The organism is Fangia hongkongensis FSC776 = DSM 21703 (assembly GCF_000379445.1).
Classification (GTDB): Bacteria; Pseudomonadota; Gammaproteobacteria; order Francisellales; family Francisellaceae; genus Fangia; species Fangia hongkongensis.
This window is the reverse complement of record NZ_KB902240.1, coordinates 220,379-246,927: the sequence shown is the minus strand read 5'-3', so window position 1 is coordinate 246,927 and position 26,549 is coordinate 220,379. Positions and strand designations below refer to the sequence as shown.

Annotated in this window: 22 protein-coding genes and 1 CRISPR repeat array; of the genes, 9 read left to right on the top strand and 13 right to left on the bottom strand. The window is 38.7% G+C overall.

Features of this window, described 5'->3' with window-relative positions:
• Positions 1-146: 146 nt before the first annotated feature.
• The 3 genes from A37Q_RS0102595 (at position 147) to A37Q_RS0102585 (ending at position 3,571) form a co-directional block, all read left to right on the top strand.
• A complete protein-coding gene (locus tag A37Q_RS0102595) occupies positions 147-1,649 on the top strand; it encodes an APC family permease (RefSeq protein WP_018298711.1) in 1,503 nt (500 codons plus the stop codon).
• 89 nt (positions 1,650-1,738) lie between these two features.
• The gene (gene deoD, locus A37Q_RS0102590; RefSeq protein WP_018298710.1) at positions 1,739-2,458 is read left to right on the top strand and encodes a purine-nucleoside phosphorylase; all 720 of its coding nucleotides are present in this window, start codon (positions 1,739-1,741) and stop codon (positions 2,456-2,458) included.
• A 159-nt stretch (positions 2,459-2,617) separates the two neighbouring features.
• Positions 2,618-3,571 (top strand): MerR family transcriptional regulator, encoded by a 954-nt coding sequence (locus A37Q_RS0102585; protein ID WP_018298709.1) that lies wholly within the window; start codon positions 2,618-2,620, stop codon positions 3,569-3,571.
• Here A37Q_RS0102585 and panD read toward each other — a convergent pair.
• The 4 genes from panD to A37Q_RS15745 are packed head-to-tail and all read right to left on the bottom strand — an operon-like array spanning position 3,568 to position 6,426.
• The gene (gene panD, locus A37Q_RS0102580; protein WP_018298708.1) at positions 3,568-3,972 is read right to left on the bottom strand and encodes an aspartate 1-decarboxylase; all 405 of its coding nucleotides are present in this window, start codon (positions 3,970-3,972) and stop codon (positions 3,568-3,570) included. The genes A37Q_RS0102585 and panD overlap by 4 nt on opposite strands.
• Positions 3,969-4,763, bottom strand: coding sequence for a pantoate--beta-alanine ligase (gene panC / locus A37Q_RS14465; protein ID WP_018298707.1), 795 nt, complete (start codon positions 4,761-4,763; stop codon positions 3,969-3,971). Before panC ends, panD begins: the two co-directional genes overlap by 4 nt.
• Positions 4,760-5,647: a 3-methyl-2-oxobutanoate hydroxymethyltransferase gene (gene panB / locus A37Q_RS14460; protein WP_018298706.1), complete on the bottom strand. Its 888-nt coding sequence runs from the start codon at positions 5,645-5,647 to the stop codon at positions 4,760-4,762. The genes panC and panB overlap by 4 nt, the downstream gene beginning before the upstream one ends.
• Positions 5,644-6,426, bottom strand: coding sequence for a Rossmann-like and DUF2520 domain-containing protein (locus A37Q_RS15745; protein ID WP_018298705.1), 783 nt, complete (start codon positions 6,424-6,426; stop codon positions 5,644-5,646). Before A37Q_RS15745 ends, panB begins: the two co-directional genes overlap by 4 nt.
• 195 nt (positions 6,427-6,621) lie before the next feature.
• On the opposite strand from A37Q_RS15745, the gene A37Q_RS0102560 reads away from it, so the two are divergent.
• The 6 genes from A37Q_RS0102560 to yghU all read left to right on the top strand — a co-directional run bounded on the left by A37Q_RS0102560 (position 6,622) and on the right by yghU (position 12,857).
• Positions 6,622-7,263: a fumarylacetoacetate hydrolase family protein gene (locus A37Q_RS0102560; RefSeq protein WP_018298704.1), complete on the top strand. Its 642-nt coding sequence runs from the start codon at positions 6,622-6,624 to the stop codon at positions 7,261-7,263.
• Between the two features lie 43 nt (positions 7,264-7,306).
• The gene (locus tag A37Q_RS0102555; protein WP_018298703.1) at positions 7,307-9,130 is read left to right on the top strand and encodes an alpha/beta hydrolase fold domain-containing protein; all 1,824 of its coding nucleotides are present in this window, start codon (positions 7,307-7,309) and stop codon (positions 9,128-9,130) included.
• A 67-nt stretch (positions 9,131-9,197) separates the two neighbouring features.
• Positions 9,198-10,394, top strand: a complete 1,197-nt coding sequence (locus A37Q_RS16070) for an MFS transporter (RefSeq protein WP_018298702.1) — start codon at positions 9,198-9,200, stop codon at positions 10,392-10,394.
• Positions 10,395-10,493: 99 nt separating this feature from the next.
• Positions 10,494-10,787 carry an ArsR/SmtB family transcription factor gene (locus A37Q_RS0102545; RefSeq protein WP_018298701.1) on the top strand — a complete coding sequence of 98 codons (294 nt, stop codon included), beginning with the start codon at positions 10,494-10,496 and terminating at the stop codon, positions 10,785-10,787.
• Positions 10,788-11,056: 269 nt separating this feature from the next.
• Positions 11,057-12,049: an NADP-dependent oxidoreductase gene (locus A37Q_RS0102540; protein ID WP_018298700.1), complete on the top strand. Its 993-nt coding sequence runs from the start codon at positions 11,057-11,059 to the stop codon at positions 12,047-12,049.
• 13 nt (positions 12,050-12,062) lie between these two features.
• On the top strand, positions 12,063-12,857 hold the full coding sequence (gene yghU, locus A37Q_RS14450) for a glutathione-dependent disulfide-bond oxidoreductase (protein WP_018298699.1): 795 nt from the start codon (positions 12,063-12,065) through the stop codon (positions 12,855-12,857).
• A 171-nt stretch (positions 12,858-13,028) separates the two neighbouring features.
• A CRISPR array of direct repeats spans positions 13,029-14,977; the repeat unit is 28 nt; unit sequence TTTCTAAGCTGCCTGTGCGGCAGTGAAC.
• A gap of 131 nt (positions 14,978-15,108) precedes the next feature.
• Here the strand turns inward: yghU and cas6f are convergent.
• The 9 genes from cas6f to A37Q_RS0102490 all read right to left on the bottom strand — a co-directional run bounded on the left by cas6f (position 15,109) and on the right by A37Q_RS0102490 (position 26,408).
• On the bottom strand, positions 15,109-15,702 hold the full coding sequence (cas6f, locus tag A37Q_RS0102530) for a type I-F CRISPR-associated endoribonuclease Cas6/Csy4 (RefSeq protein WP_018298698.1): 594 nt from the start codon (positions 15,700-15,702) through the stop codon (positions 15,109-15,111).
• 8 nt (positions 15,703-15,710) lie between these two features.
• On the bottom strand, positions 15,711-16,742 hold the full coding sequence (csy3, locus tag A37Q_RS0102525) for a type I-F CRISPR-associated protein Csy3 (protein ID WP_018298697.1): 1,032 nt from the start codon (positions 16,740-16,742) through the stop codon (positions 15,711-15,713).
• Positions 16,743-16,769: 27 nt separating this feature from the next.
• Complete coding sequence (gene csy2, locus A37Q_RS0102520) at positions 16,770-17,696, bottom strand: type I-F CRISPR-associated protein Csy2 (protein ID WP_018298696.1); 927 nt, start codon at positions 17,694-17,696, stop codon at positions 16,770-16,772.
• Entirely contained in the window at positions 17,693-18,946 is a 1,254-nt protein-coding gene (gene csy1 / locus A37Q_RS0102515; protein ID WP_018298695.1) for a type I-F CRISPR-associated protein Csy1, read from the bottom strand. Before csy1 ends, csy2 begins: the two co-directional genes overlap by 4 nt.
• Positions 18,947-19,219: 273 nt before the next feature.
• Positions 19,220-22,570 (bottom strand): type I-F CRISPR-associated helicase Cas3f, encoded by a 3,351-nt coding sequence (gene cas3f, locus A37Q_RS0102510; RefSeq protein WP_018298694.1) that lies wholly within the window; start codon positions 22,568-22,570, stop codon positions 19,220-19,222.
• Complete coding sequence (cas1f, locus tag A37Q_RS0102505; RefSeq protein WP_018298693.1) at positions 22,567-23,526, bottom strand: type I-F CRISPR-associated endonuclease Cas1f; 960 nt, start codon at positions 23,524-23,526, stop codon at positions 22,567-22,569. The genes cas3f and cas1f overlap by 4 nt, the downstream gene beginning before the upstream one ends.
• A 135-nt stretch (positions 23,527-23,661) precedes the next feature.
• Positions 23,662-24,420, bottom strand: coding sequence for a Nif3-like dinuclear metal center hexameric protein (locus tag A37Q_RS0102500; protein ID WP_018298692.1), 759 nt, complete (start codon positions 24,418-24,420; stop codon positions 23,662-23,664).
• A gap of 64 nt (positions 24,421-24,484) precedes the next feature.
• Positions 24,485-25,384 (bottom strand): ribokinase, encoded by a 900-nt coding sequence (gene rbsK / locus A37Q_RS0102495; RefSeq protein ID WP_018298691.1) that lies wholly within the window; start codon positions 25,382-25,384, stop codon positions 24,485-24,487.
• Positions 25,385-25,397: 13 nt separating this feature from the next.
• On the bottom strand, positions 25,398-26,408 hold the full coding sequence (locus tag A37Q_RS0102490; RefSeq protein WP_018298690.1) for a GRP family sugar transporter: 1,011 nt from the start codon (positions 26,406-26,408) through the stop codon (positions 25,398-25,400).
• Positions 26,409-26,549 lie beyond the last annotated feature (141 nt).

Genomic DNA, 26,549 nt, shown 5'->3' with positions numbered 1-26,549 from the left:
ATTTGGTGTGATTTTTTCACAATAATCTATGTAATCTCAATTTACAAAATTATTTAACTTAGATACACTCGAGCATCTAGGGGTAAATCGAGAATGTTGTATCTATCAGTAAGATAGTTACAAACGGGAACTAATAGGGGAAAAAAATGGGTGCTGAATATACACCAAAAAAATCGAATGTGTCACTATTAAGTGCCACAATGCTAAGTGCCACTTGTATGGTGGGCTCAGGTTGGCTCTTTAGTGCACAATTATCAGCGAAAATTGCAGGAAACTGGGCCTTTCTAGCTTGGGTTTTAGCTGCTATCTTAGTGCTTTTAGTGGGGATGTGTTTATCAAAAGTGGTTGCAGTATATCCTGTTAGAGGTGCGACAACGCGTTCAAGTTCGCTATCGCATAACGGTATATTTGGAATGCCTTTTGCTTTTGCAAACTGGTTTGGGATTATGGTGGTGATTGCAACTGAGGCGCAGGCGACAACACAGTATTTATCAGCGGCTTCAGGCTCTGCTGTATTAATGGAACATGGTGCTTTAACCTATACAGGAAAGCTATTAGCGCTTTTTATTCTATTTATCTATCTTGTGATTAACTATTATGGCGTCAAGCTGTTAGCAAGAGTGAATAACGTTGTGACGGTACTTAAGATTTTTGTGCCTATCTTTACCGTGATTATCTTTTTGATAGCAGGCTTGGATCATACAGGGATCACAAATAATTTTCATCTTGAAACCAACGATGCCTTTGGGCCAACAAGTGCTATTTGGGCCATTATTGGTGCAGGTCTTGTCTATTCATTTAATGGCTTTCAGGTCAGTGCATCGTTTGCAAGTGAAATTAAAAATCCAAAGCGTAATGTCCCTTTATCGATTATTCTATCGGTGATTGTGATTATGATTTTATACATGGCGCTTCAATATGCATTTATGTCAGCAGTGCCGCACGATGTTTTAGTGAAATCAGGGGGTTGGCAGGGGCTTAATTTTTCCTCTCCACTTTTAAACTTAGCGATGCTATTAGGACTTAACTTTGTGGCCATTTTGCTGATTGCTGATAGTGTGATTAGTCCATCAGCAACAGGATATACGTATCTTGGTGCTTCATCTCGCATGCTTTATGCAATGGCAGCAGAAGGGCAAATGCCGCGTTGGATTGCAAAATTAGATCCAATTTACAATTTCTCAAAGCGTTCAATGCTTGTTAACTGGGTGCTTGCAGCCATTGTGCTTTTCAATGCAGATAGCTGGGCTGCGCTGATGGTTGTTGTAACAGGTTATCATGTCATCGGTTATATGGCTGCACCAATTAGTATGGGGGCAATCTCACCTAAAACACGTATTTTTGGCTTGATCGTCTTTGTGATTTTAAGTTTGATTATGATGACAATTCCGCTTCATGATTTAATGCTGGTGAATGCAACTTTAACCGTGCTTCTTGTGATTTATGCCTGTGTCCAACACAAAGTAGGTTTACAAAAGCTTCTATTGTTTATTCTGCCATTTATTCTTTATTTATGGCTGTTGTATTTTGTGCCTAAAATTTGGTTTGTTATTGTTATCTCTATCGTATTTTACATCCTTATCACCTCAAAGCGTTATGTTGCAATGTGTAAAGAGCATGGTGATACAGATAGGGTGATTGAAGATTAATTTTCTCAAATGCTGGCTATAGTGTGTAGCCAGCGGATATGTTACTATTTCTCTTCTGTTAATAGGAGTAATAGAGAGTAGAACAACATATGATTCCAACACCACATATTGAAGCGAAAGAGAAATCACTTATTGCTGAGACGGTTATCATGCCGGGTGACCCGCTTCGTGCAAAGTTAATTGCCGAGAAATATTTATCTAATATACAACAAGTCAACCACGTGCGTAATATGCTGGGCTTCACAGGTGAATATAAAGGGAAAAAACTGACCATTATGGGCTCAGGCATGGGGATGCCAAGCATGGGGATTTACTCGCACGAGCTTTTTGTAAACTATGATGTAAAGAGCATTATCCGTATTGGCTCTTGTGGTGCTTATGTCAAAGAGATTAATGTCTATGATGTTATTTTGGCGACAGAGTCTTATTCGGAATCTGATTTTATTGAGATTGTCACAGGAGAGAAAACACGCTTAGCACGCCCATCAGAAGTTTTGGTTGATAAGGCAAAAGCTGCGGCAAGTACACTTGAGATTCCGTTACACAGCGTTAAAGTTCACTGTACAGATGTGTTTTATCGCAAAAATTTTGATGACTATAAAATGATATCAAAAGAGCATGGGTGCAAAGTGGTTGAAATGGAATCTGCGGCGCTTTTTGCTAATGCAAAAGCCGCTGGCAAGAATGCGCTTTGTTTATTAACGGTTTCAGATCATTTGGTCACACATGAAGTGACTACCAGTGAAGAGCGTCAAAACTCCTTTACACAGATGATTGAAATTGCACTAAAAACAGCGCTTGAGCTGTAAATCAATCACAAACGATTATTTAACTTCTATACCACCCGCGAATCATTTTGTGGTGTTTAATGTTGAAGAAGTTTTTGATAGTTTTTAGTCATGCTGCTTGACTCTAACGCTACGTCATACCATAAACTGCCAAATTAAGAGGAAAACAAGGCGCTGATGATGCACTGGTATGTAAAAGAATTCAGTCAGTTAACAGGGGTGACAGTAAGAACCCTTCATTATTATGATAAAATTCATTTATTATGTCCGTCAATACGTCATCAAAATGGCTATCGTAAGTACTCTGAGATGGATTTATCCAAACTTCAAGAGATTATCGCGCTTAAGTCTTTTGGCTTCAAGTTATCCCAAATTAAGCTTTTGATAACCAATCGCTCCAATTTGGCACAATCTTTACCATTACAGTTAGATTTTCTTGAACAAAAGACAAATGCGCTTAACAACCTTATTAAAGTGTTAAGAAAGACAGTAAATGGCTTGAAAGAGGATAACTCTATCGACTGGCAAGCAACATTAGCGTTAATAGAGGTGTATCAAATGGTAACAAAATTAGAAAATACATGGGCTGGAGAAGTTCTCAATACTGATGAGCTTAAATCATATGCTGAACTTGAGTATGACTTGAGTCAAAAGCGACCTGCAACAAAAGCGGCTTTTGAAAAAAGATGGTATGCGATTTGTCAGCAAATTGCTGAGCACATCGATGATGACCCTAAAAGTGAAATTGGCATTAAAATTGCTGAGAAAACACATCATGCTATTTATAATCTCTATGGCAAAAAATATGCGGGTTTAAAGCATAGTATTTGGGAAAAAGGCTTTAAATCTGGCGCTACTCAAAAAAGTGACAGCAAGAGCCTAACCCCTGAAATGGTTGAATGGCTAGATCAAGCAATGGGTGCTTATTGGCAAAATAGAAATCGCAATATTCTCAGGCAGATTGGTGAAAAAGCCGATGAGCTAATATTAAATGAGTTTCAGACAGCGCTTATGGAGATGTATGGTAATGAGTCTAAGTTAAAAGCTGAGCTTTTAGAGCATGTATTAAGCTTAGAAGAAGTGCCAGATAAATCTAAAAACTGGATAAAAAAATACTTTGAGCAGTTGGTTTAAACTGTTGGTTCAGCTAAGGCATCTGCCTTGTTAATCGATGAATCAATATATTTTCGAATCTCTTGAATATAGTTACTTTGATTAACAAACACTAAATCAGGATTGTGTGTTTGTAGCTCCTCTTCTTCAAACTCTGCATAAGAGGCAATAATGACAACATCATTTTTTTGAACATGCCTTGCAGCGGCACCATTGAGACAAATCTCGCCATCGTCACCAAGAATGACATAAGTTGCAAAGCGTGCACCATTATTGCAGTTGTAAATTTCAACGCGTTCAAAAGGGACAAGGTTCGCTGCATCACATAGTTTTTTATCAATACTAATTGAGCCATAATAGGTAAGATTGGCTTCGGTTACATGTGCCATGTGAATTTTCGATTTAAGTAATGTGCGCTTCATGAAGGCTCCTTATCTTGTGTCATGTGAATCTCTGAAATGGGGAAATTATCGATTAGGCGAATGCCATCAATAAATACAGCAGCATAACGCCTTTGATTATGTTCCTCTAAATAATCAATTTGAATATTCTCTTTTTCAAGTTGGGTAATGGCATCAGTAAGGCAATGATGCGTTTGTATAATATGAGCAAAGCGGATGGCTTTTTCTTTTGCTTGATTATTTAGGCGCAAGTTTCTAGAGCTTAAGGCAAGGCCAGTCTTCTCACGGACAGTGGGGCATGATATGATCTTGGTTGGCACAAAAAATGCTTCAGCCATTTTTTTAATCAACTGGTATTGCTGATAGTCTTTCTCACCAAAATAGGCACGCGTTGCTCCAGAGATAAGAAGCAGTTTCATCACAATGGTTAATACACCATCAAAGTGCCCAGGACGTGCACGCCCGCACAGGATATGACTGAAGTGTTTTTCATTGATTTGATAATGATAGTTATCATGATAAAGCGCTTCTTTATGAGGTGAGAGCACAAAATCAACATTGAGTGATTTTAATAATTGAATGTCACTTTCCCAAGTATTTGGGTAGTGATCGAAGTCTTTTTTGTCATTAAATTGTGTGGGATTGATAAAAATACTGACCAAAGTGTAATCATTGTCTTTTTGGCTTTGTTTGATCAAGCTCGCATGCCCACTATGAAGGGCGCCCATGGTCATCACGACCCCTAGGGTTTTATCTTTAGGAAGGGTCTCTTTTATTGCCTTCCAGTCATCAATTTCTTGACAAATTTTCATGATAGTTGCTCCATTAATTGCTTGATTTTTGTGGCAGTATTCCCTTGAACTTGATTATTTCTAAGATGATAGCTTTCTGTTGCATCGGGATAGCTGGCGTTTTTGACATCTTGATGATAGTGATTGAGCGCTGTTTGAATCGTGTGAAAACCATTTAGATAATGTCGCACAAATTTAGGTTTAATATTTTGTGTCATCCCAAGCATATCTTGAAGCACAAGCACTTGTCCATCACTTGCATTGCCAGCGCCAATGCCTATGACAGGGATATCAAGCATTTGGGTTATTTTCTCAGTCAACTCAGTTGGCACACACTCAAGTACCATTGCAAAAACACCCAGTTCCTGTAGCATCATCGCATCGGCAATAATTGCTTGAAAATCATCTGTATTTCTTCCTTGGACTTTGTAACCTGTAGCATGGACAGATTGCGGTGTGAGCCCTAAATGTCCCATGACAGGAATGCCAGATTCAATGAGATAGGCAATAACATCTTTATGACCTGATAGTCCCTCTATTTTAACTGCTTGTGCACCACATTTAATGAGTCTTTCAGCAGAATCTAAAGCATGATGAATGCCTTTTCTGTGCGATAGAAAGGGCATATCAGCAATAATGAATTTATCAGGCGCACCGGTAACCACTGCTTTTGTCATCATCTCCATAAGCTCAATAGTGCCATAGGTTGTATCGGGGTAACCAAAAAGCGTCATAATCCCACTATCACCGACAAGGAGAATATCAATATCACTTTGATTGGCAATATTGGCAAAGCTATAGTCATAGCAAGTCAGCATTGAGATTTTGCGATGTTCTTTTTTTAAGTTTTGCAGCATTCCAGCAGATAGCTTTGAGGGGTGTTTTGTCTTTCCTTGTGCGCTCATAATATTACTTCCTTTTCAGTTATATGGTCTCTTCTATGGGTGTGTTGCAGCTTGTCGCTGGCTTGTTGTTGGGTATAAGCATTGATAAAACTCTCATACACAGGCTTAAATGCATCATTATTAAGTGCGCTTAGATTTTTCTCTATGGTGTCTTGATCACCTCTTGCAAGCGGACCGGTTAGTGCATGTTTATAATCTTGGTTAATATTCTGAAGTGTTTGCATTAAAAAAGGGGAAAGCGCCTTTTGTGCTGCGCCAAATTTGCTTTGCATCTGATCAAAAAAATGCTGCCACAGCAAGGTAGTGAAATTATTTGCCATGACGCAAAGTGCATGATAGTAAGGCTTATCCTTGGCATTAATGAGAATATGTGGGTTATTCAGCTTTGGAAAAAGGGTACTAAAATGACTATCACTATCCAGTGTGAATAAAATACTTTGATAGGTTTGAAGTGGATAAAGCTCATAAGAGAAAGTCATAAGTGGATGACAACCGATAATATTCTCAAGATAAAGCGCCCCTGAAAAGTGAACGCAAGGCTTTATTTGTAAGATGCTATGAGTGTGATAGAGATCTAAAAGTGCCTTGTCAGCTATTGCCAAAAGGATAATATCGCATTTTGTGGCAACAGTTTTAATGCCTTTATCATCGCGTGATGATGTGGATATAAAGGGGATGTCCACTAATGAAAAGTAATGGATTAAATGGCGCGCTAAACGCCCTTGGCCAATAATACCATAACAGGGGTTATTGGTGGTGATGCTAGATACCTGTCGCATGGATCAAGTTCCTTATGTAAGTTAAATTTGTTTTTTGTATTAAATATAAGTCGATAGAGCGGATCTTATCGCTTGGAATGTACTATAACGCTTTCTGAAGCTAAAAAGAAGCAGAAGATACACAGTGTACTTATTTCTATTGAACTTCCCTTTGGTCTTGTTAGACTGAGAAAAACACACATTGATGTACGCATAATGAATTCAGTTATTTTAAAGACAGCACATTTAACGCCTTCAAAAGTGCTTTGTGTTGGGCGTAATTATTTAAAGCATATAGAAGAGCTTGGCAATGAAGTGCCTGATTCAGCTGTTATTTTTATCAAACCCAACTCCAGCATTTCAAGTGAGCTTAGGGTTAAAAAAGATCAATATTATCACTATGAGACTGAGCTTTGCTTTTTGCTTTCAAATAAGAAAGATCAGTCAAATACAATAAGCATTAAAGGCGTTGGAATTGGCCTTGATATTACCGATAGAAACCTTCAATCTTCCTTGAAAGAAAAAGGCTTGCCATGGGAGAAAGCCAAAGCATTTGATGGCTCTGCTGTCTTTTCTGAGTTTATCGAGTTCAATGTCGAGAATATTGATAAATTAAGCTTTAAATTGTGGATTAATGATCAATTAGTGCAACATGGCAGCACCCCATATATGATTCATAAGCCTTTATCGCTTATAGATGATATAACAGATTATTTCAGTATTGAAGAGAATGATATCCTCATGACAGGCACACCTGAAGGTGTCGGTGTGATTAGGGCTTTTGATGTATTTTCTTGGCAGCTATATTTGGGTGAAACTGTTGTGCTAAAAGGGAGCTGGCAGGTACAATTAATCTGAATTTAGATTACAATGATAACAAATATCTAATAAAGGTATAACGATGTGGGCAATTACAGGTAGTAGTGGATTTGAAGATTTCGACGAGTTTGAAATCATTGAGAGATTACCAAGAGAAACACCATTTGGTTTGTGTTCAAATGGCTTTTATCGCATTAAAATAGCGGACAAAGAGGCACTTTTTTTGTGCCGTACAGGGCAAAACGAGAGCTTGTTGCCTGATAAGATTAATTATCGTGCAAATATCTATGCGCTTAAAAAACATGGTGCAACGGCTATTTTGGCCTTATCATCAGTGCGAAGCTTACTTAAAACATTGGCGCCAGGGGATATGGTAATCCCTTATCAATATATTGATCGAACAAAGGGTGTGAGGCAATCTACCTTTTGTGATGATGGGCTTTTGGCTTATGTCTCACTGACACATCCAATAAGTGAAGAAATTGCCGATACCGTTAAAAAGCACAAAGATCAATTTGACTTTAAAATGCACTTTGGGCAAGCCTATACATGTATCGATGGACCGCAGTTTCCAACTATGATTGATGCTAGATGTTATCAAACAATGGGCGCTGGCGTGATGGGAATGACCGCTTTTCCAGAGTTCGCTTTGGCAAGAGAGGCAGGGATGCACTATTTGCCATGTAACTTTATTGTGGACTATGTCCCATGGTCTGATGAAATTACCAATAACGATTGTATTTTACAAACACGCATTGAAAATTATGATAAAGCAAAAAATCTTATTTTGTGGGTGCTTGAAAATCTTACACAATATGAAAAAGAAGATTGTAATGATCTTGGAATTGCAGGGAGTATCAGTAGTCTAAGTGATAAGCTAACACCGCGCCAATCAAGCTGGTTTGATGTCTTGGCACGATCTAATGCCAAGCGCACTTATTCAAAAGCGTTTAAAGCTGAGAAACTGACGCTTTATCATGGAACAAAAGCCATTCCTGAAAAGCTGCAAAACCTCTTAAGTTTTGTTAATAAATACCGAACAGGAACTGACTATAAGCTTGATTCTATTCGTAAGAGCGCGGCATCTTTGATGTTGTATGCCGGAAAAGTCGAAGAGATTGCTTCGGTTAGAGATTTCAGCATCAAAGGGGCAGATCATGATATTCCAGTCAGGCTTTATCATCCAAATCCAGCTAAGAGGCTGCCAATTATTGTATACACACATGGAGGCGGATTTGTATCTGGCACTTTAGATGGCTTTGATGCACCATGTCGCTCTTTGGCCAAGGCAACAAACTGTGTGGTGGTTGCAGTAGATTATCGATTAGCACCAGAGCATCAATATCCAGCTGGATTTAATGATGTGTACACGGTGGCAAAATGGGCTTTTGAACATGCAGCTGATATCAAAGCGACAAATGAAAAATTTGCCATGATCGGAGATAGTGCTGGTGGAAACTATACCGCGCTTTGTGTCAATAAAGCGGCAAAAACAGGAGATTTTGTGGTAAGTGATCAGGTGCTGATTTACCCAACTACTGATTTATCGCATGAGACAGCGTCTATGGAAGAGTTTGCCCAAGGCTATTTATTAGAAGCAAAACAAGTGCTATGGAATCAAACACAATATCTGCCTGAGAAGACTGATTTACGTGCAGCAAATATCTCACCACTTTATGAGGAAAATTTGAGCAATATTCCAAGAACCTTTGTGTTTACTGCGGGGTATGATCCACTTAGAGATGAGGGGCTCTTATATGCGCAAAAGCTATTAAAAGCGGGGGTGCAAACGCATCACTATCATTTTGATAATATGATTCATGCCTTTATTAACTTTGCGAAAATTGTGCCACAAGAGACAGCGATGCTTTATGAGAGAATCGATAAGTTCTTGAGGTTGAAATAACAAAACCCTTGTTTAGTCGTTAATATAAATAGTTTGCGTTAAGCTGTATGTAAATGGAGTGGCGTACATGGAAAAAACAAAAACAGGTGAAAGCATGCAGTCAAATAAATCATTAGTTTTTTATCCAATGATTTTAATGATTGCCTATTGGGTGATTACAAAAGCAGGGTTGCCTTTTGTTGATGAGATGAGTCAGTTTTTTGCTGTCTCTCATCAGCGTATTCAACAGATACTGTCTCTCTCTTTAATCATCTCATCGTTATCCCCTTTATTATGGGGGCCATTAATTGATTATATAAGCCTCAAGCGCTTTGCTATCATTGCAAGTGTGCTCAGTTTTGTGATCACAATATTGATGTTGATTACAACAAGTGTAACGATATTTACCATTACCTATATCATTGCAACAAGTATTATTTTCTCCTTATCCGTCTGCTCAAGGAGCTTTCCCTTTATTTATTTTGATCAATTGGAGCAAAAGCAAAAAGCAATAGGCATTACATTTATGGGCGTTTATTTTTGCTCATTTATGATTCCACTTTTTTCAGGATGGATAGGGTTTTATTTAGGCTGGGAGTTTGGTTATTCACTTGTGCTCCTTTGGCTTTTTATTGTCTTTATTGCAATGTATAGACTAAAGAGCAACACTGAGCCAGTCGCGATTGAAAAGGTGGGTTTTCTTAAAAATGCAATGATGATTTTTATGCATATGAGAACCAAAGGTTTTTTGCGTTATGCACTATTTGTCGCCATTTTAAACGGCTTGGCATGGACGTATATTATTGCGCTGCCATTTTGGTTGGCAAGCATCTTTACTATCGGCTCTAAATACCTTGCTTTATACTTGTTTCCCTTGGCGCTTCCGGGGCTTTTATGTCCCATTATTGTCAGCTTTCTTGAGCGTTTTATGAGTAAAGAAGCCATTATGAAATTAAGTGTGATTATTTTCTTAATAGCTGGGGTTTTGGCGATATTTTTAGGGGTGAAACTATGGGATAGTGCAGTGATCTATATTATTCCAGGGGTATTGTTAAATCTTGCCTCTGCCATGGCATTTGCAATTGCCAGCACCAAAGTGTTCACACATGTGAAAACAGCCTTTAATGCAGCATCCGGTTTATTCTCGCTCATTCAATATTTCGCCTTTGGAGTGATTGTATTTGTCGAGTCTTATATATCCATTCACCATTATTATTTAGAAGGTGTTTTGGTGTGCATCGGAGGGGTGTTTTTGCTTATCTTGCAAAGAGGCAGAGCAAATTAATCCTAGAGAAAATAGAGTGAAAACCTAAAAGATATGCTAGCTATCAAATAAAGAATTCAGCTAGACTAGAGAGTAATGTCAATGACAATAGATCAATAAATGCTAACGACAAATAAAGCGGCAGCTATCTTTGCTGAGCTTGGGCATCCTGCAAGATTACAAATACTACGCTGTGCCATTGAATATGGCAAAACAGGTGTGTCTGTCGGCGAGATTCAGGCTGAGTTAAATATCCCAGCATCAACTTTATCTCATCATATTAGTCGGATGGTTAAAGTGGGTTTGATTCATCAATCTAGAGAAAAACAAACGCTTTTTTGTAGCGCTGATTTTAACGTTATTCGTTCGGTAATAGACTATCTTGAAAAGGATTGCTGCTCCAAAGAGAGTTAACTGATATCCCTTAAGATCCCATTAGGGGGGTATACCACCCGCAAACCACTTTACCCTATTTCTGCCATTGAATTTCTTGTTCTTTTAAGTCATCAGATATTGCTAATAGTCCAAGCTATTACCTGCAACCCAATGACTCAAAACTATCAAAAACTTCTTCAACATTAAACACCGTAAAATGATTCGTGAGTGGTATAAACCATTTGTTTTGCCTGTCACTTTGACATATCTTTAGTTTACGCGATGGAAATATTCTCAAAGGTGAAAATATGACAAAAGAAGTAACACTTAAGCATTATATTCAAGGCGAGGTCAAATTAAGCGATTTTGCGATTGTTGATAAAACGCTGTCTGCGCTTCAGGAAAGTGAAGTTTTAGTGAAAAATAACTGGATGTCGGTTGATCCGTATATGCGCGGCAGAATGATTGATCGAAAATCCTATATTCCACCTTTTCAGCTTAAACAAGCACTGGAGGGTTCAGCTGTTGGTATTGTTCAAGAGTCAAAAAGTCAACGCTATCAAAAAGGGGATATGGTGCTTAGCATGAAAGGCTGGCGAGAGGCGTTTATTGCTAATGAGCGAGAGTTAATTAAACTGCCAGCAAGGGCGCATGAGGAGGACTATCTTGGCGTGATGGGGATGCCGGGGATGACCGCTTATACCGGTCTTTTGAAAATTGGTAAACCAAAAGAAGGTGAGTGTGTTTTTGTCTCTGCGGCTTCAGGCGCTGTGGGCTCGCTTGTCTGTCAAATTGCAAAACTAAAAGGCTGCAAGGTGATTGCCAGTGTTGGCAGTGATGAAAAGGTCAAGTGGTTAAAAGAAGTGCTTGGTGTTGATGAAGCATTTAATTACAAAAAGCACCCTGATTTGAATAGTATATTAAAGAAGGTGGCAGCAAATGGTATTGATGTTTATTTTGAAAATGTTGGGGGCAAACACCTTGAGGCTGCGATTAATCATATGAATGCTCATGGGCGTATTGTCGTATGTGGGATGATTTCACAATATAATCTAGATCACCCAGAGCCAGGACCCACTAACTTAGCACAAATTATTGGTAAAAGATTGTTACTTAAAGGCTTTATCGTTTCTGATTATGATGATGTGAAGCCTGAGTTTTATACTCAGATGGATAAATGGCTTGAAACGGGGAAAGTTCATTATAAAACACATGTTTATCAAGGAATTGATAAGGCCCCTGAAGCATTTATTAACTTATTCAAGGGTGAAAATATAGGCAAAATGTTGGTTAAACTATAAGGTGGAAGCAAATATGACAACTGAAAAAGACTATGTTGTGCCAGAGGTTTGGCAACAAAAAGAAGATTTAGGCGGCACATGGGGCTCAATTAATCAGCCAACAGCTGGTGCAAGATATCAACAGAAGCTGCCAGTTGGGGGTAACCCACTTCAGCTTTATTCACTAGCAACACCCAATGGTGTCAAGGTTGGGATTATGTTGGAGGAGCTTTTAGCATTAGGTTATCAAGGCGCAAAGTATGATGCACATCTCATTGATATAGGAAAAGGGGATCAGTTCTCAAGTGGCTTTGTTGAGATTAATCCAAATTCTAAAATTCCAGCATTGGTTGATCAATCACTCACGCCACATATCTCTATTTTTGAATCAGGCGCCATTTTGCTGTATTTGGCTGAGAAATTTGGCACGCTACTGCCGGAGGATATAACAAATAGAACAAAGTGTTTATCTTGGCTATTTTGGCAGGTGGGGAGTGCGCCTTATTTAGGCGGAGGTTTTGGTCATTTTTATAAATATGCACCGATGCCAATCGAGTATTGTATTGATCGCTTTACCATGGAGGCAAAAAGGCAGCTGGATGTGTTAAATCAGCATTTTAAAAACAATCAGTATATTTGTGGGGATCAATACACCATTGCCGATATTGCTATTTTCCCATGGTATGGCGGTGTTGTGCTGAATAAAGTCTATGAAGCAGCGAGGTTTTTAGATGTGAAAAGCTATCCATCGCTTATCAGATGGGCAAATGAAGTAGCGCAAAGAGAAGCGGTGCAAAAGGGGATGTTGGTGACTCAAAAAGAGAGCTGATATTTCTAAGCCTTTCCCTTTTCGGTTATCCATGCCTTAAAGGGGAAGCACTCAATTTGAAAATCCATAACAAATGGCCCTCAAACGCGCATTGCTTTAGCGCAATGCATTAGTCGTTTTCACTCTATGCGGTGGTGAAAAACTCATGAATATTATATGATTTCTACAACCTTTCTAAGCTGTCTGTGCGGCAGTGAACTCTTTCCAGTCAATACCCCTGTATTAATTGCATTTCTAAGCTGCCTATACGGCAGTGAACGGCACTTTTAGCTCGCCTGATTTCTTTATCGATTTCTAAGCTGCCTATACGGCAGTGAACTTTATAATGCTGCTGATGGCCTTCCTACTTTATTTCTAAGCTGCCTATACGGCAGTGAACTATCTTAATATGACCACAAGCTTAAAGGGCATTTTCTAAGCTGCCTATACGGCAGTGAACGAATCACTCAACGTCAAATATCATGATGGCGATTTCTAAGCTGCCTATACGGCAGTGAACTAGAGAAAACACAGCGAAAAGTACAAAGAAGATTTCTAAGCTGCCTATACGGCAGTGAACTTTGCGCCAGAGGTAGAGGGCTATGTCAGTTGTTTCTAAGCTGCCTATACGGCAGTGAACGCAATCCTTGCGGAGCCTTGATGTCTTTTAAATTTCTAAGCTGCCTATACGGCAGTGAACACTGGGTGGGCGAAAAAGAAGATGTGGGTGAATTTCTAAGCTGCCTGTGCGGCAGTGAACAGCCAATCAAACGGTTACTCGATCCTATGATGATTTCTAAGCTGCCTGTGCGGCAGTGAACAAAATCGCAAAGAAGTCTCATGAAAAGATAGATTTCTAAGCTGCCTGTGCGGCAGTGAACGGTAGCAACTGGGCTTCAACTAATGTCTTTGATTTCTAAGCTGCCTGTGCGGCAGTGAACGATGGTGAGCAGGATATTGACTTTTTAATTGATTTCTAAGCTGCCTGTGCGGCAGTGAACAAGAGCTTTAGCAGATCTAGATAAAAATGAGTTTTCTAAGCTGCCTGTGCGGCAGTGAACTACGCTATTAAGCTGCTAATTGCTGCTGATATTTTCTAAGCTGCCTGTGCGGCAGTGAACGAAACCGTCATTATGCCTAAGCGCAATAAGCTTTTCTAAGCTGCCTGTGCGGCAGTGAACTGGAGGACATACCGGAGATACTTCAACTGGTATTTCTAAGCTGCCTGTGCGGCAGTGAACTTTGTTGACACAGTGGTATCTATGTATATAATTTTCTAAGCTGCCTGTGCGGCAGTGAACATATAAGTATAGTTCCGTATAACCAAGAATCTTTTCTAAGCTGCCTGTGCGGCAGTGAACGATCATATCTTGACGCAGCTAAAGAAGTATATTTTCTAAGCTGCCTGTGCGGCAGTGAACACGATTTAATTAAAGATAACTTTACATACAATTTTCTAAGCTGCCTGTGCGGCAGTGAACTAATCAATTACGCAATAGCTTCTTCTTGACTATTTCTAAGCTGCCTGTGCGGCAGTGAACTTCCACCACGTCTGACAATCCCCCGTCCTTTGTTTCTAAGCTGCCTGTGCGGCAGTGAACTTGAATCTCATGTCTATCTCCTTACTCAGATTTTTCTAAGCTGCCTGTGCGGCAGTGAACCAATATAATCAACGTTAATAAGAAGATCATGATTTCTAAGCTGCCTGTGCGGCAGTGAACTAAGAGATACTGGCTGAGCCCTTTAACAATAATTTCTAAGCTGCCTGTGCGGCAGTGAACAAATTCCCATTAGATAAAGTCAGCCCTCGGTGTTTCTAAGCTGCCTGTGCGGCAGTGAACGGGGGCTTTTTAAAGTGTATCTTAAGTGATGCTTTCTAAGCTGCCTGTGCGGCAGTGAACTCAACGCCTCGTTGATGGATTTAATTGTTAAGTTTCTAAGCTGCCTGTGCGGCAGTGAACACGTAATTGTAGCTAACTTCCCTTTTTCAGACTTTCTAAGCTGCCTGTGCGGCAGTGAACTGTTGACAACCTACTGCAAGGGTATCATTGACTTTCTAAGCTGCCTGTGCGGCAGTGAACAGATGATCTTAGAGATTATTTTACGTATGAAGTTTCTAAGCTGCCTGTGCGGCAGTGAACAGTAAAATTATACCCATAAATACAGTAATAGTCAGCGTTTAAGGGCGATTTGTATAAAAACACCAATAATTTTACTTAAACTCTAGATGCTTGATTTTTAAAGAGCTGATTCAACCTTCCAAAAATAAAGGTTAAAATATTGGGACCGTTGCAGTTTTGCTTAGACCATAGCAATCATATGATCCATTTATTACTACATCACTTTCTTTTTTTTCAATAAATAAAGGAAAAGTGTTTTGGTGCTTTTGCGGGGTAGATGTAGACTGGCTGACTGCTTGAATGAAAGGGAGTGTACATGATAATTCTGATTCTTTATGCTTAAAAAACTTAAGAGCTTCTTTATAGTCAACGTTCAATTTTTTAGCTCGTCGTCTAGCTTTATTTTCTATGGATTTCACCTGTTTCCTACTAAAGCAAGCAAATGTATGTTGAATAGGAACAGCTTTAACTGATGTGATATGACAGTAGTCTTTTAATCTCTTCAGCCAATAATCAATGTTTGCTGTTTTCAATGGGCTCTCTGATAGTGCAAATAGCCTTAGTTTATTTCCCAATGGAAACGTAGCCTTACAGTAGAGTGGGAAGCTAATAGCAATGGATGAGCTGTTATCCTTGTTTTTATTTTCAACCAGCGCTAAATGAATTTGTTGAAATATTTTGCGCCAAAGAAAATCTAAACTTGCCTCTGCATCTGGCAGTATTGTTATATCAATATAATATTTCATATCTTACCTTACTTATCGCTCTCACCAAAAACACCGCCACGAACAAGTACAGCCATAACATAGTGCTCATCCTCAATGCGCTTAAGGTTAGTACCTCTAGCCCATTGATCAAAAAAAGTATAAAAGTCTTGTTTTTCTTTAGGTGTTCGGTAGGCTTTGCCCAAATTAGTTACTGCGCCATAAGGCTCGATAGCAATCACACCTGCCGTCTTCTCAGGGTCATGAAACTCGGCGTACCATGTATCAATACTTCTTAGTGCATTACCTATTTTTTGTGAATGCATGCCTGCAATTCCATTGACTGAGTATAGTATCTTGCTTTTCTTAGTTTTACTGTTTCCTTTATCTAACACTAATTCTTCACTAGGATATACCTCTTGCCCGCTGCCAACTTTCACAAAACAATTTATCTTAAGCATTAGAAAATCATCTTTACTTGCCAACGCCTTGGCTATGTATTTACCCAAAGCAATCACATTGTCATCATTACAATCAAAGTTACGTGTACTAAATTTGGTTGCATCAAACGTCCATTTTTGATCAATATTGTTATTTAAAATATGGATTTGTACCTCAATATTTTCAGCACCAACACGGTTTCTCCACAAAAAACGAGCATTGGCAAGGTTTTGTGCATAACGTTTACCGAGTTCAGTAAAAGCCTCTCTTTCAATATAATCACTCACCGCTTTAGCATAGCTTTGCTTAAACTCTACATTATTACAGGCTGATGGCTCCTGAAGCCCACCAAGAATTTTTAACGTAAAACGCAGTTGCAACGTATCATGTTCAGGAGAAAGCGCACAGGTATCGACCGTTTGTAAGTTTGCCTTTTCTACCTCTGCATTGAGTTTAACTGGGTCATTTTTAATTGCGGGTTTTAAACGATTCGAGATGGTTCCACGCACAGATTTTTCCGTTAACTTCAATGGCACTTGTTTTGATCTATCATGCCAATTAGTACCATACATATAGCCATCGGATGGGACTAATTTTTTCTCAAACGCTAGAACAGATACAGTATTATTATTTTTTGCCATATTTTTGCTTCCTCTTATTAATTATCTTTAATTAAACAAATCAAACAATTCATCTAATTCTGGTTGGCTTTTGGACTGAGTACATAGATATAAGTTGTCTTGTTCAGTTGTCTTGTAGTGCCACATAATCTCATTTATTGACTCTATTCGATGGGGCATTTTATATTCGCCTAATGTCACAACACTCTCAGCAAACCTGTGTGGCGTATCAGGATCTCGCTGATTTTTAGCTGTGCCTAACGCAGAAATGCCATGAAAACCAATAGCAATAGGCACAATCCAGCCTTTGGCTTTACGCGCACTTGACCAGATAACCTTATCCTTATCATCATACTCACAAGTGTGATGAATACATAAATACTCCAACAACCCGTCAATGGCATCTTGACCGTTTTCCATTGCTGCGACCATTAAATCACGACGCTCAATTAATGCATAGCCGGGCATAAGTTTACGCCTCAGTGTATGCATATCCTTACCATTTCCTGTTTCTACTTTGAAAAAGGCAGGGGGCTTAAAAGAGAGAATATCGCCCCCTGCTAATTTCATCTTGGCATGTAGTATATGTTTTATTTTTTCTATTAATTCGTTTTCATCATCTTTTGTAATTCCATTATATTCAATTAAAAGAGATACATCTAAGTGACAGCGTGCTTCCTCAATAAATGCACTACGAGCACCTGATTTATCTAGTGGATTAGCCGTGCCAATAATAGAATGAACATAATCACCTTCATTTTTATATGTTTGTATATCACAACGATGGCTGACTATACCTGTTGCAATGAACTTCAAGTCTTCATAACCTAAAGCATTAAGTTTACGTTGTAAGGCATGCACTGCACCGAGCCAGGCAGTTATAGCAGGAAAACCAATTGTTAAAGGACTAGAGAGTGCATTAGCATTTTGGATGTTGATATGTGGCAACAACAGTAACTTTTTTATTTCGCTCATCGTAATGCCTCCTTATTTTGTTCCACAATATTTGATATGTGCTTATATTCAGCCTCACCTAGTTTTATTGCTTGTTTTTCCATTATTTTTTCGTAGGTTTGAGAAATCCAATGAGAAATGTTTTTAACTAGCTGTTCTAACCACTGTTCTGAGTCCTCTCGTTCTTTTTCAAAGTTCTCATGTAACCAAATAAGTTGCCATTTTTCCAAGGTTGAGGTTTCTTCGTGATATTGAGCGACTGAAACTAAACGCACTGCCCACATATTCTCAACTATCATGTTCATCAGCTCTTGTAAATGATAGTCTCGAGCATTTCGAATTTTGATATTGTTATAATCTAATTGAAAAATTTTATGTAATGCTTTGAATGTCCCGATATAGTGAGCTTTTTGCATGGATTCAATAAAAAAGTCACGCTTTGGGAAATAAGTATTACGTTTTTCTATGCTTGGGGGCACAGATAATAACAAGTGTGCCTTACCACCATGTTGATTATTTAACACACTTATGTTTTGCGGTTTAGTTCCACCATAACCTATTGTTGTTAAATTATAAATTTCGCTATAACCTTGTTCGCTATATTCATTATTATACTTTTTAGCTCGCAGCTCTTTTACACTATCTGAAAACCGCAAAGAATCAAGGCGATTTCTAAGCTCATATACTATTCCTGAGTTGGTTAATAAAGATAGTTGGTGATAGTCATCACCAACAGGGAAATAGACTTGCTTTATTTTTGAACTGGTTATATTTTCTGTCGAGCTTGCTATCATGGTTAAGAAACCACTTTTCAGTTCTTCATAATTTGCAGCATCGAGATTTAGCAACTCCTTTGCAAGTTTAGAGTCTTGTTGGATATGACTCAGAAGGCTTCTCCCATCTTCCATAACAAGCGAAAGAAACTTATATACATCTAATGCTGCAGCATTCCCCAAAGCATCACTCATAACAGACACATTACCTGTTTTCAAAAATCCATCATTTGCTTGTTCTATATTTGCTATTATTGAAGTGACATAGCCATTTTTGTTTTTTCTGGCACTTGGGTGACTAAAAGTACATGGGTGTGTTGCTATAGATATTTGTCCCGCTCTTTTTGCTGCACTAGGCAGCCACACATTTAATGAAAAAGTATGCTCACATTCTGATTTGAGCACTGCCATTTCATTGTCAGTCATAGAAGCTTTGAGGTTTTTCTTTAACCACGCCTCTTTTTTTTCCGTAAAAAATGCTGTAATTATTTTATTCATAAAAATAAGCCCTTTTTATTTCTTACAAAGGAGTATATATCAAATATAATTATTTGAAATCCATGTCATTTTAAATAATAAATAATTTCTTATGTGATAAACAAGCAAGTTTCAGGTTTATCTAATAGTTTTTTGTCTCATCGTATTTGTTACTTTTCTTCTCATCTTTTTTACATTAGACTGAGTCTGTCAACTGCTGAACAAGCAGCTTAGAAAATGTCATTTTATATAATGATAATACTGCCGTATAGGCAGCTTGCCTCCTCATTATGCTCATGCTTTCTTTTCTACTAATCCAAGTTGGTCACTGTATTCATACTTTGTGTTTTCCCGTTTAACTATATTTAATTCACCGTAACGTAGCGAAACTGCTGCTCTTGTTGCAAGTGATGCTCCAGAGACATCAATATATTGGGATAACAAGTTTGAATAATCACGAACTAACCATAGATTTTGCAACGCTTCAGCAGAAAGTGTAGCATGAGAGATATCCAAGATTTTTTCCCGATTAACTGGATTATTATTTATATCGCTTAATATCTCTCCCCATTTATCCTTCTCAGTGAAATAACAGCAAGATAGATTTTCGTTATAAACTAAAAACAAGTTTTGACTTTTCTCGCTAAGTCTAAATGGCTGTAAAACCTGTGGTAAAGCTGTTAAATACCAAGTTTCTGTTAAATAACCTTGAAGCGTATTAGGTCCTTTAGCGTTAAACTGGGCTAATATGTTTTTAGTCACGTAATGCTCTAGTGCAGCAAGTTGCTGTTCTTTTGGAACTGGGGGAATTTGTATTCTAGGGATTGCCGTAATACTATGCATTAACATCTGCTTATCTACGAGTCTTTCTAAATCATGGGTTGATAAAGCTTTGTTTATACCATTCTCATACCCGGGTTGAATGAAGTATTTACAATCTGTTTTATCATTTGCTTGAAAAGCCTTAAAATTATACTGCATTATGCCAATGTTGGGCGCATCAATTTCTTTAAGTCGGTGCCTTAGCACACGGCCAGCTAACTGAACAATTGAGCGATATGATGATGGTTCAACAATTGCCCAATCAAAATCATGATCACGACCAACTTCCTCCACAGGCGTTGCAACCAGAATAAATATAACATTTTGAGCTACACAAGAATCAAGATGCTCACGAATGAGCGCATTAGAAAATGCTTGTGGCTGCTCATTTGATTGCTCTTTTCTTGTTAACACAGTATCCAAGTGCTTCTCTTGCTCATGGCGCAATAATAAAGCCTGTTGGCTATGATATGCCATAGCTTTTATTTGTATATTTTTTGGGTACTGCTCTTGCAATAGATATCGAGTCAAAGCAACACAAGGGGTAATATTTGCCATACGCACCACGCCAAAAGAAACTTTTTTGTTTGTCACTCGATCAATACTATGATGTTGTTGATGTTTAAGCATTAATGCTTCTTTTATCTTTGCAAAATATTCTCGTTCTTTAGTTTCTCTGTTTTCTATTGAGTTTTTTAAATTCTCAGCATTATTTAGAGGGCAAGCAATAATTTCAGCCTTGCGTCTCGCAATTTGTTTACTGAGCTTTAATACTCTTTTCTTAATGAATTGATTATGCGTATCTAAATAATCAATTAAAGAACCTTTATTTTGTGAATGAGTTAAGCTAGAGATTTTTGTATTATTCTCATCTATCCAAGCGCAACCGATGAAAGGTTTTGCGCTACTACGCGTCAAACAGTAAAGCTGCCAACCTTCTTGATAGGCGTTAAAGTATCCTTGAGCTAAGTGTGGTGGGATGGTTGCAGAAGAAATCATTACCTTGCGACCCAACATTCCTGCCAAATGTATTAATCGACCAATGGCAACCAAGTCAGACCCTGTAAAGTCATCAATCTCATCGATTACTAAATCTGATGACATCAAGCGCAAAGAAGGTAATATATAACGGCCACCACGCTTAGTTTCGGTTGCTGCTATAATATGGTCTATAGTGCAAGTTAACACAGGGGCATATAAAAACTGTTTCGCTTTATTTGTTGTTAAAACGGTCGTTAGCCCATCAGTTGGAAGATCACACTCATAGTCCACATATTCATCTAATAAACTTTCTTTGGACTCTGAGCCCAGCTCTTCTTCGGATTTATCTTCATCAAATGATGAGTTATTAGCATGCAGCTCAGCAATTGCTTTTGAACCAATAAGCACGGCAAGCTCTTTTTTAGTTAGTTTAACACGCTTGCGGTACTCATCACCTGTTTGTAAAGTCAATGTTCGTAAACCTAATGCTAAAATATAGCGTAAGCTCTCGCCGTCAAGAGACAATGTATGCATGATTTTAGCATTTGCAAAGGTTTTCCCACACCCAGTACTTGCCATATTAACAGCAAAAAAACCTACTTTATTTATATCCACCTGCTGTTTCCACTGATGAATTTCTTCCGTTGCTTTATCTTGCCATTTATAGCCGTTTGGACTTGGTTTTTTCAGCTCATGAGTATTTTTAACAACAGGAGGTTCTTGCTCGAAAGCAGGCAGAAGATGAGCTGTTCTTAAGGCATTTTCAGCAACACCAAGCAAATGTTCATCTAATCTTTGTTTATACTCATTGGTTTTTCTATCTGAATTTGCATATAACTCTATTTCACCTTGCCAATTTTTTGCAGCATCTTGTGATGAGTAATAGTGATCTCCCAGCATTAAACACAGGCGAGCATGGTGTAAGATAACGCGATAACTACCATCTTGCATGGCAGAGTCAATCAAGGGTAACATATCGCTCAAGTTTTTTGCCCAGCGTTTAAGCTGCTTTAACCACTTACGTGATTTTGTTAAAAGACCTTCTGGAAATTTTAAACAATCATTTTCATTCCTGTTATCCTCTTGCTTATATTGGTTATTGCAATATCCCCATTCTTTTGTAATGCGATTTAAAAGGCTATCAATAGTTGCTGATGCCTCTCCACGGTAATCTTCTTTGGTTTGAGGCAATCTATGATGTGAGACAATCAGCCAGGCAATAAGTTTAGCTGCAGGTGGTAGTTGAGAAAGTGGCTTTTTCTCGTTTATAATGTTCTCTTTTAATTCGTTTTCAGGTATATCTCCATCACTTAAGCAAGATAACCAAGCTTTATCACTATTGTCATTATTTCCGATTAAGGCTTTAAGTAATAGGATTGAAACCCACTCATGCCTTAAAGGGTCGGCTTTATATTTGTTTTTGCTTGTTGGTGCAAGCTTCTTTTGAAATAGTTCAGAAGCTTTACCCCAATCATGCAATAAAGCGGATAGCGCAACGAGCGCTTTTATTAAGGGTAAATATTGCCAGTCACTCTCAATATAAGTATCAAATGGATTTTTTTTTGTTGAATTAACAGCAACAACCCCTTCAGTATTAAATTTTGATTTGTTTCCAACCACCCATAAAAACTGACTTCTTGAGCGACTACGTATCCAATGACAGCTGACGGCAGTATTTTTACTGGCTGTTTTCCGAAGAAGTGTTTGAACTGCAAGCAAGCCTTCTTGTGTAATCACTGTTTGCCAAGTGTTATTGCCAATGCGATTAGCAAAGGCATCAAGTACACGTCTTGTGCGTTTTAATGCTTTTTTCTCACACTCAGACACAAAAATAACCATCATGATGGTAGGTCCTCATGGACGGTATTAAGCGCGACATCCTTGACAGTATTAAACATAAAATCAAGACATTTATAATCAGTAAAAGCCTGTAGACACTGTTGTCTGAATTCTTGTTCAGTCGCTTTCTCATGTGCACAAATAAAAGCTAACGGCAAAATTACAGCATCTTTGATAAGATCTGCAACATCGAAAATAAGAGCGCCGCGCCTTGTCTTCCCATGCATTACTGCAAAGCCGTGAGGAATGCCCAACACCCATAATGTGGAGGCTGCTAAACCATATGCCAAATAATTACCATGATTTAAGAAAGTATTGGCAAGATCCTGAGCATCATGTTGGCGAGAAAATTGACCATACTTTGTGTTACTTGCAGCAAATTTATACAGTTTTTTGGTAAGATAAGCTTCGATGGTGAGAAGCTCAGTGACATTTTCAGCATGATCAACTTTATTTTTGGTTTGTATGATAAGTTCATTAAGCGCTTGATTCTGAGCATCAAACCCGTAGGCTGAAAAGTCTCGATTATTGGACCATGTTTTTTGAATAAACTTTAAGCGACAATTTTGAAAGTGTTTTGCAACATCAAGACGACAATGTTCATTAAACCAAAAACGCATCCAACCTTGAACATACTCTGTGGGGCGATACTCACTTTGAGGTGTCATCCATTCTATTTCAGTTGACATTAAAAGAGGAGTTGCACCACCGCCTGAAAAACCAACCAGTACGCCTGCTTGTGCAAGCATACGCATGGCAGCTTGAGTAATTGAAGTTCCCGTGCCGAGTAAAATAACTGTGGTATTGGCAATTGGAATATTCCAATATTTATTTTCGGCTTTGTCCTCACTTAAATATAATACTCGTCCATCTTTTTGCATGACTCTACATTTTTCAAGATAATAAATATTAGCGCGTTTGGAGTGCAGTATCGCTTTTAAATTATTGAGTATTTCCATTTGATATCCGCCCTTGAATTGTACTTAATTATTTACAATACAAAATTACTTGGCAAGTACTGTCACACTTGAGATGGGGGAAAAAAGTAAAACAGGTAAAAGTGGTGTAAAAGAAGGGCAAAAAGATTATAAAACTCAAACAGGATTATCAATATCGATAAAAGTATGCTGTAGATTAAAGTGTTGTGCTAAATGCTCGCCTAGTGCTTGGATGCCGTAGCGCTCGCTCGCATGGTGTCCTGCTGCGATATAGCTGATGCCAAGCTCTTCGGCAAAATGTGTGGTGCGCTCTGAGGCTTCTCCTGAGATATATACCTCAGCGCCCGCTTCATAGGCATGTTCGATAAAATCCTGCGCGCCACCTGTGCAAATTGCAATTTTGCTAATAGGTTTATTCGTTGGGTTAATCACAAGTGGGGTGCGCTTAAGCGCGCTTTGAATGTGCGCTTGTAATTGATCAATACTAAGAGATGATTGAGGCTGGCAAAGTATACCGTAATTCGGTGAAGTATTGGTATTGAACTCTGAGAGCACTTTTAAACCCAGAAGCTTGGCAAGCATGACATTATTTCCCAGTGTCGGGTGAATATCGAGCGGTAAATGATAGGCAAAAAGATTGATATCATGTTTTATTAGCCGAGAGATGCGCTGGTATCTCATTCCAACAATAGGGTAGGGTTCAGACTTCCAGAAATAGCCATGATGCACTAAAATGGCATTGGCTTTTCTTTCGATTGCAGCATTAATCAACTTCTGATTGGCAGTGACACCTGTGACAATATGCTCAATATCATTTTTGCCTTCAATTTGTAGCCCATTTGGACAGTAGTCTTTTATTGCATCAGGGTCTAAAAGGGCCGTTAAGTAGTTTTGTAGTTCGTTCCGTTTCATCATTTTATCATCCTGTTAGATCATTGATTTATTCATCTTATCGTATTTATAGCAGTGATAAAATAAGCTAGCTCGAGGTCAGCTCCTTCAAATAAGGAATAGAAGGCTGTGCTCCCAATTTCATCACAGATAAACTTGCCGCAAGGTTTGCAAATGCAACAGACTGAGACAGCGTTTTTCCACTTGCAAGCGATGCAACAAGAGCACCGTTAAAAGTATCCCCTGCAGCTGTGGTATCAAGCGCTTTAACTTTATGAGCAGGGATAAGTGCGAAGCCTGCCTCATTATAGAGAAAGGCGCCTTTTTCACCCAGTGTGATAATGCTGTTTTTAACACCTTTTTCTTTAAACACTTGGGCGGCTTCTCTTGCACTTTCTTCAGAGGTGACTGTAATACCTGTGAGCATTTTGGCTTCGGTTTCATTGGGGCTGATGATATCAATAAGTGGATATAACTCATCGGGTAATGTAGTAGCAGGGGCAGGGTTCAGGATGAAAATATTTCCTGTTTTCTTAGCAAGCTTTGCCGCAGATAGCACTGTCTCAAGCGGGGTTTCAAGCTGGCAGATAACATAGTTAGATTGTCTAAAGAGAGCCTCGTTACTCAGAATATCATTTGGCAACAGCTGAGCGTTAGAGCCAGAGGCAACCGCGATGGCATTTTCACCATCTTCAGCCACATGAATCATTGCAATACCAGAGTGAACATTTGATCGAGTAATATGATCGATATTTATCCCTTCATTTTGGTAGTTTTGAATGAGCTCATCACCGAAATTATCTTTACCAATATTCGCGATAAAACTGACCTCGGCGCCGAGTCGCTTTGCAGCAACTGCTTGATTAGCTCCCTTACCACCAGAGGCAATATGGTACTCGCTGCCTAATATGGTTTCACCGGGGGCGGGGATATGAGGGGTTTGAATAATTAAATCGGTATTTGCGCTACCAATAACAACAACAGACATAGATGCTCCTTGTTTACACTTTTGCTGCAATTAAAAAGCAAAGGCCAATGATATAAAAGATAAACATGGCAATGAGTGCTTTGTTGGTTTCTTTAGGTGCAGATTTAAACTCGCGCCAGATAAGAACACCCCAAAGTGCTGCGATCATCGTTGCGCCTTGTCCAAGCCCATAAGAGATAGCAGGACCTGCTGTTCCCGCTGCAATAAAATTAAGCCCCGTGCCAAGTCCCCATATGATGCCGGCAATAATGCCAAAAACATGGGTTAAAGCTTTGCCTTTAAAATACCCAGATGGTGCTACAGCAGCTCCGTTTAAAGGTTTTTTCATCATCCAAGTGTTGATAATGAAATTGGAGATAAAAAGGCCAAGAGCAAAGATAAATCCTGCGCTATAAGGGGTGAGTTTCCCTGTTTCAGGATGGGCGATATTCGTTGCCATGGAAGCGGCAACAAAATAGTAAAATAAGCCCATTAATATGCCTGAGATAAGGGCGATTAAAAGACCTTTTTGAACTTGTGAATCAGAGATGTTTTGCCCCAGTGCTTTATAGGCTTTTGCATCTAAGAAGATGGCAACGGCAATGGCCACAACACCAACAGATAGAAAATAAGGGCTGCCTATTGGGTGAACAATATAATTTAAAATCACTCCAAGCACCAGAGCAATGCCGATGGCAACTGGAAAGGCAACAGCCATGCCTGCAATGTCAATCGCCGCCACTAAGAGAATATTGGCAAGATTAAACACAATCCCACCAATAAAAGCCAGTGCGATCATGCTAAAGTGCGCTTGAGTGAGATCAGTAAAAAATCCTCTACCAAGCTCACCGTGACTGCCAAGGGTGATTGCTAAAATAAAGCTGACAAGTAAGACACCGATAGCGTAATCCCAGTAGAAATATTGAAAAGCCCATTTCTTTTCAATTTTTCCTGTGGCTTTTTGCATATTTGCCCATGAGCCCCAGCAAAGCATGGTAATAATACAAAAAATAATCGCCAGTGAATAAGATTGTGCAAAAAACATCAAAATGCTCCAATAGGTTTGTTATAATAAGCGAGCTTTAAATACCGTAAATTGGTTTGTGATTGGTATAAATCAAAACTTACAATAAAGGTTGAGAGTATTGTCGATCAATTATATGCTATGTGGCAAGTCTAGATCAAT